Annotated in this window: 10 protein-coding genes, 1 pseudogene and 2 riboswitches (1 of these 13 only partly in view); all 11 genes and pseudogenes read right to left on the reverse strand. The window is 43.1% G+C overall.

The genetic code is table 11. The features are described 5' to 3' along the window. Positions 1-1,879, reverse strand: partial view of a glucose-specific PTS transporter subunit IIBC gene (gene ptsG / locus M5V91_RS20625; RefSeq protein WP_019382400.1) — the 5' portion only. The gene continues 179 nt to the left of window position 1, outside the view; 1,879 of the gene's 2,058 nt are visible here — the first part of the coding sequence; its start codon is at positions 1,877-1,879; the stop codon falls past the left edge of the window. Positions 1,880-2,094: 215 nt separating this feature from the next. Then, on the reverse strand, positions 2,095-2,937 hold the full coding sequence (glcT, locus tag M5V91_RS20630) for a glucose PTS transporter transcription antiterminator GlcT (RefSeq protein ID WP_019382399.1): 843 nt from the start codon (positions 2,935-2,937) through the stop codon (positions 2,095-2,097). A 119-nt stretch (positions 2,938-3,056) separates the two neighbouring features. Further along, complete coding sequence (locus tag M5V91_RS20635; RefSeq protein ID WP_009336181.1) at positions 3,057-4,385, reverse strand: NCS2 family permease; 1,329 nt, start codon at positions 4,383-4,385, stop codon at positions 3,057-3,059. A gap of 127 nt (positions 4,386-4,512) precedes the next feature. Continuing rightward, positions 4,513-4,614, reverse strand: a riboswitch (purine riboswitch). A gap of 85 nt (positions 4,615-4,699) precedes the next feature. Beyond that, positions 4,700-6,220, reverse strand: coding sequence for a glutamine-hydrolyzing GMP synthase (gene guaA, locus M5V91_RS20640; protein ID WP_175502204.1), 1,521 nt, complete (start codon positions 6,218-6,220; stop codon positions 4,700-4,702). 220 nt (positions 6,221-6,440) lie between these two features. Beyond that, a riboswitch (purine riboswitch) is annotated at positions 6,441-6,542 on the reverse strand. A 71-nt stretch (positions 6,543-6,613) separates the two neighbouring features. Beyond that, on the reverse strand, positions 6,614-8,173 hold the full coding sequence (locus M5V91_RS20645) for a DUF4129 domain-containing transglutaminase family protein (protein ID WP_284521477.1): 1,560 nt from the start codon (positions 8,171-8,173) through the stop codon (positions 6,614-6,616). Positions 8,174-8,208: 35 nt separating this feature from the next. Continuing rightward, positions 8,209-8,817 carry a hypothetical protein gene (locus M5V91_RS20650; protein ID WP_284521478.1) on the reverse strand — a complete coding sequence of 203 codons (609 nt, stop codon included), beginning with the start codon at positions 8,815-8,817 and terminating at the stop codon, positions 8,209-8,211. Next, positions 8,817-10,030 (reverse strand): annotated as a pseudogene (locus M5V91_RS20655) (DUF58 domain-containing protein). Before M5V91_RS20655 ends, M5V91_RS20650 begins: the two are co-directional and overlap by 1 nt. 1 nt (position 10,031) lies before the next feature. Further along, on the reverse strand, positions 10,032-10,988 hold the full coding sequence (locus M5V91_RS20660; protein ID WP_071158498.1) for an AAA family ATPase: 957 nt from the start codon (positions 10,986-10,988) through the stop codon (positions 10,032-10,034). Positions 10,989-11,169: 181 nt separating this feature from the next. Continuing rightward, positions 11,170-11,310 (reverse strand): hypothetical protein, encoded by a 141-nt coding sequence (locus tag M5V91_RS20665; protein ID WP_258747254.1) that lies wholly within the window; start codon positions 11,308-11,310, stop codon positions 11,170-11,172. Next, positions 11,307-12,626 carry an esterase/lipase family protein gene (locus tag M5V91_RS20670; RefSeq protein WP_284521479.1) on the reverse strand — a complete coding sequence of 440 codons (1,320 nt, stop codon included), beginning with the start codon at positions 12,624-12,626 and terminating at the stop codon, positions 11,307-11,309. Before M5V91_RS20670 ends, M5V91_RS20665 begins: the two co-directional genes overlap by 4 nt. 168 nt (positions 12,627-12,794) lie before the next feature. Next, a complete protein-coding gene (locus M5V91_RS20675) occupies positions 12,795-14,486 on the reverse strand; it encodes a transglutaminase domain-containing protein (RefSeq protein ID WP_071158496.1) in 1,692 nt (563 codons plus the stop codon). Positions 14,487-14,627: the final 141 nt, after the last annotated feature.

Here is a 14,627-nt window from a genome sequence, read left to right on the forward strand (position 1 = left end):
CATTTTCAGCAACTAACGCTTCAAATCCCTGACCTTTCAGATTTACTGTATCAATACCTACATGGATAAGTATTTCGCGGCCTGAATCTGAAAGAATGCCGATTGCATGCTTTGTCGGGAACATGTTAACGATCTTCCCGTCTACCGGTGATACAACAGTTCCTTCTGCAGGTACAATCGCAAAACCATCACCCATCATTTTACCTGAGAATACAGCGTCAGGTACTTCTGTGATTGGTTTGATTTCTCCTTTGATCGGTGAAATGAAAAGATCTTCCTTGTGCTCAGTCTGAAGAGCTTCAGGATTTACTTCTTCAATTTGCTGTTCAACTCCGCCTTCCGGAGCTTTTTCAACCGTGCGCGGTCTTTTGCCGCTCATGATATCTTTCATTTGTCCTTTGATTGTTTCAGATCTCGGGCCAAAGATAGCCTGGATGTTGTTTCCTACTTCCAGTACTCCAGATGCACCAAGTTTTTTTAAGCGTTCTTTATCTACATTTTTAATATCGTTTACCGATACACGCAGACGAGTAATACATGCATCAAGATGAGCGATGTTTTCTTGTCCGCCCATAGCATCAAGAACTTCATATGGAAGATCTCCGCCTTTACCTGAAGAAGCTGTTTCTTCATCTTCTACTTCTTCACGGCCCGGAGTCATTAAATTAAATTTGCGGATGGCAAATCGGAAGCCAAAGTAATAGATCACAGCAAATACTAATCCAACAGGAATGACAATCCAGGCATTTGTCTGAGGGTTGATTAAACCGAATAGAATATAGTCAATCAAACCGCCTGAGAAAGTCATGCCGATTTTTACATCTAAGAGATGCATGGTCATGAATGACAGACCTGCAAACACCGCGTGAACCGCAAATAGGATAGGAGCTACGAATAAGAATGAGAACTCCAGCGGCTCTGTAATACCTGTTAAGAAAGAAGTTAACGCCGCAGATGCCATAAGGCCTCCGACTACCACTTTCTTTTCCGGACGTGCTTCATGATAAATTGCTAATGCAGCGGCAGGAAGACCGAACATCATGAACGGGAATTTACCAGTCATGAATGTACCTGCAGTAAGGTTTTGTACATTGTCACTGATTTGTGCCATGAAAATGCGCTGGTCACCGCGAACCGTTTCCCCTGCATTCGTTACATACTGTCCGAATTCATACCAGAATGGAGAGTAGAAAATATGATGAAGACCAAAAGGAATCAATGAGCGTTCAATTAATCCAAAAATAAACGCTGATAGAGTCAAGTTCGCATGAACCATGTTTTGAGAGAAAGCATTCAGCCCTTCCTGGATTGGCGGCCAGATAACAAGCATCAGCAAACCAAGGACTACAGACGTTGCTGCCGTAATAATCGGAACGAAACGCTTTCCGGCAAAGAAACCTAAATAGGATGGAAGTTCGATTTCAAAAAACTTGTTATATAATGCAGCGGCGATAATACCAACAATGATACCGCCGAATACACCTGTCTGCAGAGTTGGGATTCCTAATATGTTTGCATAATTAAGCCCATTTACATCCTCAGCAGTAATTCCTGCAGCCGTCCCCATTGTCACATTCATAATTAGATAGCCGATAATGGCAGCAAGCGCAGCTACACCTTCACCGCCGGCCAAACCAACTGCTACACCAACTGCAAATAGAACAGGCAGGTTGGCAAAAACGATATCTCCTGCTTTTTGCATAACTTGAGCAACGATTTCAACTCCGCTGTTATCCAGGAATGGAGCCAGCTCAAGCAGCGCCGGATTTTGCAGAGCAGCACCGATAGCGAGCAGTATCCCCGCTGCCGGCAGTAATGCTACTGGAAGCATTAAGGCTTTTCCTACTTTTTGCAGGACGCCAAATACTTTTTTAAACATATGTTAACCCCCTATAGTTTTTTACTCATTAAGCGTTTTCATTTAAAGCGGCAAGCATTAAAAAAATAAAAAAGGCATGAGGAAAAAGGATAGAATTCAGGTGTATACAAGGGTATCATACCCTATTTACCTAAATTCAATTACCTTTCTTCACTCATGCCTGATCGAATCAGTAACACGTAAAGACTTGCCTGTTTCGCAAGATAGTATTGTAATTAATTTATTTTCTTTTGAAGCCTCTGCAGATGCATTGTCAGATAAACAGCTTCTGCATTAAAGACTGGTTTTTTTAATGTTTGCTGCATTACTTTAATGAGCTTCCAAGAGAGATTGTAGCACACCGGATATTCTTCTTTCAAGAGGGAAGTTATTTTTTCCGGCTCTTCAACCACCTCGCCTTTGTTAACCCGTTCAATGGTGAATCGGATATGGCGGACAAGCCTCATATAATCGATGCTGTCTTTATCAATCTTAATGTCAAGCTGTTCTTCAATCATATTCACAAGATGGGTTACCAGTTGTGAATGCTGATTGACTTCGGATAAATCGCGGTTCATTACAGCACTATGAACATGGAGGGCAATGAACCCAATCTCCCCTTCAGGCAAATAAATACCGGTTCGCTGTCCTATAAGGTTCACAACTTCGTGGGCAATTTCGTATTCAAATGGGTAGAGAGTCTTAGTTTCGATAAGAAAAGGATTTTTCATTTCCATCCCTTTTTTCAGACGCGTTATTGCAAACATCAAGTGATCAGTTAACGCAACATGGATATGTTCATTAAGCATGGAATTTGCCCTTTGTTTAATCAATTGAATTGAGGAGATAATTGCTTCAAGCAATTCATTATCCACAAAAGGCATCAGTTTAATATAATTCTCCTGCTCTTTTTCATTTTTAAGCACAAAGAGCTTTTCAACCAAATTAGAGTCGATTGGCTGGCCCGGCCTCCGGCTGAAGCCAATCCCCTTACCGATAAGGACAACTTCCCCAAATGACTCGTGGCTGCCAATAAGGACGTTATTATTAAGCACTTTTTTTACCTTATACTCACCCATTCTCTTCTCCCCGCCCATAAACAAATGTACTCTCATGGTATTAAAGCCTGTCCGGGAAGTCAACGGATTGAGAATAAAATAAAACAGACCCGCATTAAAGCGGGCCTAATTCATAATTATTACTTCAGGAAAATGAAATACAAAACAAATATGACGAACAGCCCGTACATGATTGGGTGAATCTCTTTGATTCTTCCTTTTACAATCATGGTGATTGGATAGAAAATAAATCCGATTGCAATTCCTGTTGCGATACTGTAAGTCAATGGCATTGCAATAATCGTAAGGAATGCCGGAACTGCAATTTCAAACTTAGTCCAATCAATGTTGCCTAATGATGCAACCATCAATACACCGACAATGATCAGTGCCGGAGCTGTCACCGCAGAAGTGATGACTTCTAATAACGGGAAGAAAAATAATGATAACAGGAAGAACCCTGCTGTGACAATCGATGCAAATCCCGTTCTCGCACCTGCCGCAACCCCTGATGAAGACTCAATGAAAGAAGTTGTCGTGGATGTTCCGAATATCGCACCAACGACAGTTGCTGTGGAGTCCGCCAGAAGCGCTTTACCTGCGCGGGGCAATTTATTTTCTTTCATTAAGCCCGCCTGGTTGGCAACACCCACTAACGTTCCTGCTGTATCAAAGAAGTCAACGAATAGGAATGTCAGAACAACCACCAGCATGCTTGTTGAGAAGAATGAAGGGTCACTGTATGCCCCGAATGCCGCTCCAAACGTTGGAGCTACACTTGGCACGGAATCAACAACCTTTCCTGGAACGTCAATCAGGCCGGCAATCATCCCAACAATCGTCGTGAGTACCATCCCTATAAAAATTCCGCCATTAACACCTTTTGTCATCAGAATTACTGTGATGATAATCCCGAAAATAGCCAGAAGCACATTCCCATCAGTAAAATCTCCTAATCCTACAAGAACTGCATCATTATTGACAATCAGCCCTGCGCTTTGAGCACCGACAAATGTAATAAACAATCCGATTCCGGCACTGACCGCATACTTTAATTCAGCAGGGATCGAGTTAATAATTTTTTCACGCAAACCAGAAAGGGATAAAAAGATAAAGATAATCCCTGAGATAAGAACCCCGCCTAATGCATGCTGCCAAGGAATTCCCATTGTTAAAACAACAGTATAAGCAAAAAATGCATTTAATCCCATTCCCGGGGCAAGTGCAATCGGATATCTGGCCAGCACCCCCATCAATAGGGATCCAATTGCGGCAGCCACTGCTGTTGCCACAAATACTGCCCCATAGTCCATTCTCATGGAATCCGGCAAATCAGGTATATCCATTAACGATAATGTAATCGGATTAACGACTAAGATATAAGCCATTGCTAAAAAAGTTGTAAGTCCGCCGATAAATTCACGGCGATAGTTAGTACCAAGTTCTTCAAACTGGAAGTACTTCTTCATTTCTCTTCCCCCTATTGGCTGTCTTTATTTTTTAAAATAAAAAAACTCCGGTTTGACTACCGGAGCATTGACAACTAGGCTCGTGCTTGCAATAGGGGAAAACAAAGAAAAATAATAGCAAAAACATCCCTATTTGCACTTACCTCGTAGTCAAGCTATTTACGGCAGCTCGGTAGAAACTTTTGGGCCATATCCCCAATATTATACGACGTAAAACGACATATTTAATTCTTCTTTATCATAGCACCTCAAAAAGTCCTAGTCAATAGAAAAAGCGAACATTTTCATGTCCGCTTTTTCTTAATGTTCGTATTTTATTCCCACTCGATTGTTGCAGGCGGCTTGCTCGTAATATCGTAAACCACTCTGTTGACATGCGAAACTTCATTAACGATTCTAGTTGAAATAATCTCCAGTACATCCCATGGGATACGTGCCCAGTCAGAAGTCATGCCGTCTATTGAAGTAACCGCACGGATTCCGATAGTATAATCATAAGTCCGGGCATCTCCCATTACACCGACACTGCGGATATCAGGCAGAACCGTGAAGTATTGCCAAATGTCGCGATCAAGCCCTGCCTTTTGGATTTCCTCACGCAGTATAGCATCAGACTCGCGCACAATTTCAAGCTTATCTTCTGAGATTTCCCCGAGAACGCGGATACCTAATCCCGGACCAGGGAATGGCTGTCTCCAAACGATTTCATCCGGAATGCCAAGCTCTGTTCCCAGCGCACGCACCTCATCTTTAAACAGAGTGTTAAGCGGCTCGATCAGCTTGAATTGCATATCTTCAGGAAGTCCGCCTACATTATGGTGAGATTTAATGGTTTGCGCAGTAGCTGTTCCGCTTTCAATAATATCTGTGTAGAGAGTCCCCTGTGCAAGGAAATCAATGCCTTGAAGCTTAGCAGCTTCATCATCGAATACATAGATGAATTCGTTGCCGATAATTTTTCGCTTTTGTTCAGGATCGCTAACACCTTTAAGCTTATTCATAAAGCGTTCCTGGGCATCCACTTTAATTACATTCATATTAAATCCATCAGCAAATGTCTTCATGACGCCTTCTGCTTCATCTTTTCTCAGCAGGCCGTGATCCACGAAAATACAAGTTAGCTGGTCACCGATTGCTTTATGAATAAGGACGGCAACAACAGATGAATCAACACCGCCGCTTAATGCGCAAAGAACCTTTTTATCTCCAACTTCCTGGCGTATCTTTTCCATTTCGATTTCAATGAAGTTTTCCATTGACCAATCGCCTGTACAGCCGCAAACGCCGAACACAAAGTTTTTCAGCATATCGTTTCCGTGAACTGAATGGCGTACCTCAGGGTGGAATTGAACAGCATATAAACCGCGTTCTTCATTGCTCATAGCCGCAATCGGGCATGATGGATTTATACCATCCACTGTAAAACCAGCTGGAGCCTCTACGACAAGATCGCCATGGCTCATCCAGACTGTCTGTTCTCTAGGCAGATCTGTAAACAATTTGGATTCATTTTCAATCTTCATGATTGCCTTACCGTATTCACGGTGCTTGGCAGGCTCTACTTTACCATCAAAATGCATCGTCATCAGCTGCATGCCATAGCAGATTCCGAAAATCGGCAAGCCCAGTTCAAAAATTTCTTCATCACAGCGGAAAGCATTTTCGCCGTAGACACTGTTAGGCCCGCCAGAGAAAATAATTCCTTTTGGATTCATTTCTTTGATTTCCGCAGCTGTAATCGTATGCGGATGAAGCTCACTGTATACACCCAGTTCACGGATTCTGCGAGTGATTAACTGATTGTACTGGCTTCCAAAGTCCAGCACTACGATCATTTCTTGATTTTGAAGTTCTGTTTTCCCCGTCACACTGTTCACCTCATTAAATTTGTAATATTTCTTTTAGTCTTCTCTCCTGCAGGTAAAATATCTAGTAAAAATATAATTTCTTTGCAATCTCATATATAACCGCCAGCCAGAAGCTGGCCAATAAAAAAACCGGAACTCTTTCTCCACAAAAAAAGTGAAGGCAGAATTCCGGTTTTCACGTATAGCAAAAAGCTTCTTCTGCCTTCATAGTCAGATCATTTACGGCGATCCGGTAGAGACTTTCGAACCATATTATCGAGGATATATGAAGGTTGCATGATTTAATTGTAATACGCGGCAAAAACCGAACATTATGCCGCTGTCTTATTTGCCTATTGTAACAACAGCCCCAAATCCCGGTCAAGCTATTGTCTTTTTAATTAAATTTTCCCACAATTCCTTCGTGTCATTCCAGCTTCCTTCTTTTAGAACACCCCTGTAAACAAGTTCTTCATAACGGGCTGTCAGCCTGCTCATTTCCTTTGTTGAGAAAAAGCTGTCTATATATTTGGCATACTCCCTTAAGGTTTGGCCGTTTTTCCGTTTTAACCCGTACCGGTCCAATTCTTTTAAGAGAATCAGATAAGCCTTAGGAAAATGCTCATCATCCTTTGTCTTTTTAAATCTCCAGATAAAATAATGCGGCATCCATTTGCCCCTCTTCTGGAAAAGCACGAAAACAAGCACACCAGCTGCCAATATCGCTGCTGCGATTACTTTCCAATTATCTTTTAAGAAAGTTCCCAGATTGTCCCAAAGCTCTTTTATTGAAAACGGCGATTTTTCCGCCGCTGCTTCTTCAGGCATGTCTGGCTTAACAGGAGTCTCAGTCTCGCTTGGCTTAACTTCTTCTGGCTGGCTCGTATTTTGGCCAGCGTTGTCAAAGTTAAATTGTACGTTATTATTGAACCCCTGAGTTGGTTCAAATGGAACCCAGCCCATTTCAGGGAAATAGATTTCCACCCATGAATGGGCATTGTTATTTGTTATCTCAAACAAGCGAAGACCAGACCCTAATGACTGCTTGAATTCTCCTTCTGTATAACCCTTCACCCATCTTGCCGGCAATCCAATGGATCTGGCCATTACCACCATGGAGGAGGAGAAATTGTCGCAATATCCCTGTTTGGTATCAAATAAAAACTGATCCACATAATCCTCATTTTCATCTGGAACAGCTACGTCTGTCTGGCTGTAGGTATATTCTGCCCTTCGGAAATACCTCTCAAGCTCCCTTGCTTTTTCAAACCAGTCCGGTTTCTCTTGAGTAATTTCCAGAGCAAGTTCCCTGACTCTTTCAGGCAAGTCTTCAGGCAGCTGTGTATATCTCGCCACAAATTCCTCAGGCAGTGATTCCGCATTTGCCCAGGCTGCCTTCATTGCAGTCACACTGTATTCAGGCACCTCGAAGCCTAACTTATATTCTTCCAATGCAAATGGCCGTCCGCCCTCCAATGTCCGGATCTTTTCAGTGGCCGTTTCAAGCTCATAGGTAATGAACGGTGCAGCTTCAATATTATTTAACCCTAACGGATACACCACATGAGGGTAATTCATAAAAGTATAAACGGAGCTTACTTCTTCAGTGGTTTCAATTGCATCGTTATCGATGAACGATGTAACCGGGATTTCTTCTCCCATTCCAAACGGTTGATATTCTCCCTCTGCCTGGGATGTAACCCATCCTTTGCCTGTATAAGTATCTTTTGTTTCAACCTTCCAGTAATGGCGGGACTCTACTTCCGCCCTGAAGACCACAGCGTTATCTCCTATAAAAGGACCGCCAAGACGGGAATCATCTTCCCCATAGCCGATTTTCTGAATACCCGGGCCATCACTGCCGCTATTTTGTCCATACGACTTAATAAATGGAACAGGATCGGGCCAAATCGGTTCTGCCTTAGGTGCTGCAAACCCCAAGCCAGTACTCAGAGCGATCAGAGCAGTCAGCGGAATCATCCATTTGCGCGACAGGGAGGCTTCTTTTTCAGCCCTTCCTGATCCAGAAGACGGTTGAAGGTTAAGATGCCCATAACCGCAAAGCCCGCAATAACTGTCCTGACAATCGCCGCATCTGCCTCGTAAGGCGTAAAGGTATCCAATACAGTTATATAAATGAGTGTCATGAAAAAGAAAATGAAAATCCGCCTGCGATTGATCAGCCAATACTGAATCAAATAAGTCATCAGCCACAGCAGAATGAAAAAGAGGAGGCTTCTGAATAAATTTGTCATGCCCGGCCAGTCTCTATCAGCTATTAAAGCAAAATTGTGCACCATGTCCGATGCAAATAATGATAACCATGAAAATTGGAAAAACGATCCCTCAAAGTACAAATAATGCAGTTCATAGAGAATATAAAGCACCTTTATAAACCCGCTTAATACAGGGCTGACACCGAAAAAAGCCAATAGAAGCGATAGTATAAGGAACATGAGAAAAACAATGACATTGGATGTGTCCGTCAGCTCCTCAACCGGACGAAGCCATTCCCATAATAAGAAAAATCCCAGAACATAAAGGAGAAAAGAGGTAAGATCTTTCTGTACCTTAAGAGAACTCATCACTTGCTCACCCCCGAAAACACATCTGCAAAGTGTCCGTTATGAACCAAAACTACCCGGATTCCCCTGGCATTGGCAGAGGTTTTGAGCAGCAGTTCATCTCTGGAAGGAGCTTCATCCTCATTTTTCATTAGAAATATAGTGACAATCCCTTTCTTGGACGTGAAAAAACTGGCTTTCTCTATAAGCGCTTTTGTTAATTTCGCTGTAATAACCATCAGCTGACTGTTCTGCTGTAAAAGAAAGTGCTCTGCTTCAAGAACCCGGTCCACTGCCGCTTGAGAATCATCCTTTATTTTTGCCAAATGATAAAACAGCTGAAGCTGGTGCGCTTCCCCGCCTCTGATTGGAAAAGCTGTCCGCGTTTCTGCTGAGGTCAAAAACCCAGTCTGTGCTCCTTTGCGGAGAATCGCCCTCGCAATGGAGGCTGTAAACGAAACGATCGCTTCAAACCGGCTATCCGGTGCACAATCCATGAGGATATAGACGTCATGGGATTGCCTTTGTTCAAATTCTTTGGTCATAATATCATTCCGCTTAGCAGTAGCTTTCCAGTTAATCCAGGAGAATCTGTCTCCCGGCTGATACTCCCTGATGCCGATGGCCATGGAAGTATCCCTTTGCACCCGCTCTTTTGAAGCAGTCATTCCCTGATCATAATGATGTGCCATAGGCTTATAAATGATTTCCTCATATGCCGGATAGACGATCATCCGGCTCTCAGCAGGTGCTTGCCTTTCTTTTTCTATTAAACCGAGCAGATCACCTGTTTTCACACGGATGGAGGCAAAAAAATGCTCCCCCTCGGAAGGCTATTAATCCTGTATTGAAGGGACATTTCCTTCTGGAACCCAGGAAATAAAAAACGCTTTGCCTCGTTTGATTTCCTGGCATGCTGAAGCTGTTCACTCATCTCATCCTCAATGATCAGATACAATAGTGGAAAAGCTGTTCTTCTGGTTATCTTCAGGGTGATAACTGCCTGCTCGCCTGCATTGAATTCTGTTTTTGGCAGGATCCGCTCCACCTTAAAGTCGTTTAAAGAATAAAACGATAAGCCAAGTGCGTAAAGAGCAAAAGGAAGAAAGCTGTAAAATAAAAACCAGCTTACAAAGCCGCCCTGAAACATCGCATATGAAAAGGCGAACAGAATAAGCAAAAATAACACAATCAGCTTCCAGACATCTTTCATTGCTTTTAATAGCTGTTTCATTTTACTTGGCTAACCTTTGAACAGGAACCGAAACCCTGGCAATGACCCGTTCTACTACTTCTTCAGCGGTAATGCCCTCAAATTTTGCCTCAGACCTTAAGATAATCCGGTGGACAAAAACAGCAGGCGCTAAATACTGAATATCATCCGGAAGAACATAATCCCGGCCATACATGAATGCGTAAGCCTGGGCTGCTTTCATTAAAGCAATCGAGCCGCGGGGGCTTGCCCCTAAATACACACTGCTATGGCTTCTGGTCTGATTGGCAATTTCCACAATATAGCGTTTAAGCGTCTGATCGACATGCACTTCTTTAATTTCTTGCTGGAGTGAGCGCAATTCAGCTAAATCTATAACAGATTCCAGATCTTCTATCGGCGGAATCCGCTGCGCCCGATTCAGGACCTCCATCTCATCAGCGATATCAGGATAACCCATTTTCATTTTTAACAGGAATCGGTCCAACTGGGCTTCCGGAAGCGGATAAGTTCCTTCATACTCAATCGGATTTTGCGTTGCCATAACGAAGAAGGGTTTCTCAAGGCGATGTGTCACCCCGTCAATGGTTACGCTGCTTTCTTCCATCCCTTCAAGAAGAGCAGATTGCGTCTTGGGGGAGGTTCTGTTGATTTCGTCTGCTAATATAATATTGCCCATAATGGGGCCAGGCCTGAACTGAAATTCCATTTCCTTCGGATTATAGATGGATACGCCTGTCACATCCGAAGGCAGCAAATCAGGCGTGAACTGGATGCGTTTAAATGCGGCTCCGACTGATTTAGCCAGTGCACGCACCATCATTGTTTTCCCGACACCCGGCACATCCTCGAGCAAAACATGGCCTTCCGCTAAAAGTGCCACTAAGCTCAATTCTGCGACATCCCGTTTGCCGATCATGACTTTTTCGATATTTCCTAATACCCTCTCAATTGCAGGGTGCATATGATTTCTATCCATGTGAAATCTCTCCCCTTTATCTATATCTCGCATTCCATTAATTTACATTATCCTAAATTTAATTCTAACCTATTATATATTCGCTGTCGCGTTAGAAACTCCTGTGTTTTTCTTATGATGATTCTCCCTTATCCCTGGGTTTTCAATAAAAAAAGACTGCTTCACAGCAGCCAAACATACATTACTTATATCGTTTTCCACTTTGATCTACATAGAAAGATTCAATGATGGTTCTTTCAAACGGCTTTCCATTTTCAGTCTGGCCTTTCACTTCTGTTGTCACATTGTATACACCTTCATGTGTAAAATCGCTTTCGGTCATGAGGCCAGTCTTTTCTCCATTGGCTTTTTGCTGCAGTTTTTCCCTGAGGAATCAAACCCGAAGAGGACCCATTTTGTATTAAAGGTTTTATGGCTTTTCGCAGACTTGCCCAGAATTTTATCATTTAACGGGCTGTCCAGCGCAACAGTGTACAGATACGCAGCATTTGCCGGAGCCTTTAACGCCCAGTTTCCCACTTTAGGATAATCTATTTCAAACTGATGAACCCATGCTCCTTTGAAAAACTCGGATTCTTCCTGATACGCTTTTTTCGTTTTATATTCCTTTCCGTCCGGACTGGTCAATTTTAAAGCAGACAAATTCTTTTCACTTAAAAAAGAAACGGTCATGGATTCTACATTTTCCTCCACGGAAAACTGTTCGCTTATTGCACTGACAGCTTTCCCGCCTTTTACAATGGAATGAGTGCCAGGCTGTCTGGCAGCGGATCCAGAGCTTGCTGGTGAGAAAACCGCAGCAGGCTGAGTGATAGTGGTATAGGGCCTGAACACCGGAAATGTATGGGATCCTTCCCGGATGGTTGTATGATTCCAGCTGCCCTCCTGAACAACGGATGCTCCTGGCAAGCGGGAATTAACCGCCGTAATGACGCCATCGCTTTTTCCATACTGGCTCAGATATAAGCCTCCCCAATAGGTTGCACTGCCAAATGAACCCCATTTAGTGCCGCCAAGTGTATAATATCGATTTTTTGCAGCATTCTGATGGGAATCTGTAAGGCTACGGAAGTATTGCATATTGCCTGTCTGCAGGGATTCAGTTGCTTCATTATTGTTGCCAAGGAGGGCAGCAAGCCACCAGGCCGCGCTGCTGTGGGCGAGATCTGCGAGTTGGGTTCCAAAATGAGGGGAAGATAGGGAGATGACATTTGAGACATATGGATGGGCATTGTAATGAACAAGAGCTGTCTGAATATCAACCCCGCCTTTGCTGTAGCCAATGACCACTAGCTTTTTTCCGCCGAAATGATGGTACATTTCTTGAAGCTTTTCAGCCAGAATCGTACCATTCGTCCACATATCACGGTCATGATGAAGGTCAATGAATGCTGTTTCATACCCATTTGCCAAAGCCACTTCATACATATCATTCCCTTCATGCCAGACAGCTGATGAATTATTATAGCCGTGCACAAACACAAGAGGTGATTTGGAAGGATCAATGCTTGAAGGTGCTTCTCCGGCATACCAATAACCCGGAGTTCCACTGTCATCACCGCCAAAACCGCCAGCCTTCACCATACCAGGGATAATCAGCATCATACAAAAGATCACTCCTGCCATTTGTTTTATCAAGCTTTTCCCCTCCTTAAAGGAGATCCGGACGGAAGCCCAGTCAATTTGATTTTATAATTTTCAGAATATTTATTGAAGGGTCTTTCGATATAATTTCCACACATTTGGAAAAAAGAGGCCAAATTATTGAAAAAAGCCACAGGAACAAGCCCCGTGACTTTATAGCAATTAATAGGATACACCTGTGCGGTTATGTGTTTTTTCAAACTCTTCTTTATTCGGGTCAAAGTATTTTTCATTGAAAGCTGCCACGAATTTATCATCTTTAATATATCCCGCTCCCCATGTAGGATCCATAGTAAGCCAGCTTCCATCCACTTTCACTTCCACCCATGCATGCTTCTGCGGCCAAAATCCGCCGAAAGCAGTCCCTTCGACAAAACGGGCTTCCATATTGCTTGCCCGGAGCAGGGCAATGGCAAGATACGAATAATCCTGGCATACGCCCGTTTTGGAATCCAGTGTCTTGAGTGCACTATCATCCCAGCTGAAGTCATCTGTTTCAAGTTTATTCACATCATATGAAACGTTTTTCGCGACAAAATCATATACAGCCTTCGCTTTTTCCCTTTCACCGCTTATGCCTTCTGTCAATTCTTTCGCCAGTTCAGTAATTTGCGGTGCATCTGACTGAACGCCTCTTGAAGGCAGAAGGTCCCGCTTATCCTCGCCTGTTGACTCTACCTCAAACTTGGCAAATCCATAATAACGGAAATAATCACTGTTTTCTTCTTTAATTTCAGGAACACTTAGTGTGACTTCATATGTGCCCTGGCCGAACCTTAAATAAAACGAATCATCAAATGTGAAGTCTTCTACTGGAATAACATCCAGTGCTTCGTCCTCACCCTTTTTAGTGGTAATGTAAATATGATCGGTTTCAGGGCCAAATTCTGCCTGCGGATCAATTTTTCCTTTTACAAAAAAGACACCGTCAGATTCCTCACCGCCATATTGCGGGTATTCAAGTGCCACTCCCCGCTCCTCATACGTTTTAGAATATTCGATAGGGCTCATCGTCCTATCAGATTCGTTGTCTATTAAGATAGTTGTAGCCGTCTGATAGTAATTTTCCCTTTCCCTGTCAGGGACAAGCACCTCAAGCTCGTGAAGCCCTTTTCCATAGAATAATGGCACATCATAGGAAAACTTTCCGTCCTTAAGCGGAATGACATGCTTCCACATATCCGATTCCTTATTCAGCTTAAGCATGATCGTATCGCTGTCTGATAGGCTTCCCGCTTCCCCTTTTAAATGGAATACTTCATTGCCATTTATATAGCTTGATTCAATATCCAGAGTCAGATCTGCCTCCTGGCCAAACGGAGTATACGTCAGATCCCGTTCCGCATTTGGATTCACATTGTGGACAGTGAACGAGGCAAGATCATAATAGTAATTCTCACTATCCGTACTCGGAAGCTGAACGGTTATCTTGTACTCGCCTTCCCCATTAAATAAACGGATATTCTGCTTGAACTTCCCTTCTTTGATGGGTGTGTAGTATTCAAGATCGTTCCCTGCCGGTCCATCCTCTGTGGAACGAACCTTAATCCAGGCATAGTCTGATTTTAGGTCCGAATACTTCTCGATCTCTCCCTGCACAGCCACCCTGCCATTAGCAGCAAACTCCTTATACTCCGGATTCTTCAAAGCCGCTCCCACTTCCTCGCTGTAAGAAGTCAGCTCCAGAGGTTCGAGCTCAAGTTCCTTGTTTTTCTCTTTAACCAGTTTTTCATATTTGTCTTCTTCCTTTTTCTCTGCTTTGGCCTCTGAACTGCTTTCTGAGCTGCAGGCTGAAAGGAAGAGAAAGCTGGCTAATACTAACATCAATAGGGTGATGGGGCTTTTCTTTGGCATGGTGTCCTCCTTTTTAATCTTTCTTAACTGTATTACGTGCGTTATGCCATTCGGTTTCAGAAATTACCAAACTCAAAACAAAAGCTCTTTATAGGGTTAACCTTTAAAGAGCTTCTCTGTAGTACTGTTTTAAAAAATTCA

Origin of the sequence: Cytobacillus pseudoceanisediminis, from assembly GCF_023516215.1 — a bacterium.
Classification (GTDB): Bacteria; Bacillota; Bacilli; order Bacillales; family Cytobacillaceae; genus Cytobacillus; species Cytobacillus pseudoceanisediminis.

What these genes read in the sequence shown, in the direction of transcription:
- M5V91_RS20635 (WP_009336181.1), bottom strand. Translation starts at nt 4,385, where the DNA reads ATGAAGAAGTACTTCCAGTTTGAAGAACTTGGTACTAACTATCGCCGT.
- glcT (WP_019382399.1), bottom strand. Translation starts at nt 2,937, where the DNA reads ATGGGTGAGTATAAGGTAAAAAAAGTGCTTAATAATAACGTCCTTATT.
- guaA (WP_175502204.1), bottom strand. Translation starts at nt 6,220, where the DNA reads ATGATCGTAGTGCTGGACTTTGGAAGCCAGTACAATCAGTTAATCACT.
- M5V91_RS20650 (WP_284521478.1), bottom strand. Translation starts at nt 8,817, where the DNA reads ATGAGTTCTCTTAAGGTACAGAAAGATCTTACCTCTTTTCTCCTTTAT.
- M5V91_RS20660 (WP_071158498.1), bottom strand. Translation starts at nt 10,988, where the DNA reads ATGGATAGAAATCATATGCACCCTGCAATTGAGAGGGTATTAGGAAAT.
- M5V91_RS20665 (WP_258747254.1), bottom strand. Translation starts at nt 11,310, where the DNA reads ATGACCGAAAGCGATTTTACACATGAAGGTGTATACAATGTGACAACA.
- M5V91_RS20675 (WP_071158496.1), bottom strand. Translation starts at nt 14,486, where the DNA reads ATGCCAAAGAAAAGCCCCATCACCCTATTGATGTTAGTATTAGCCAGC.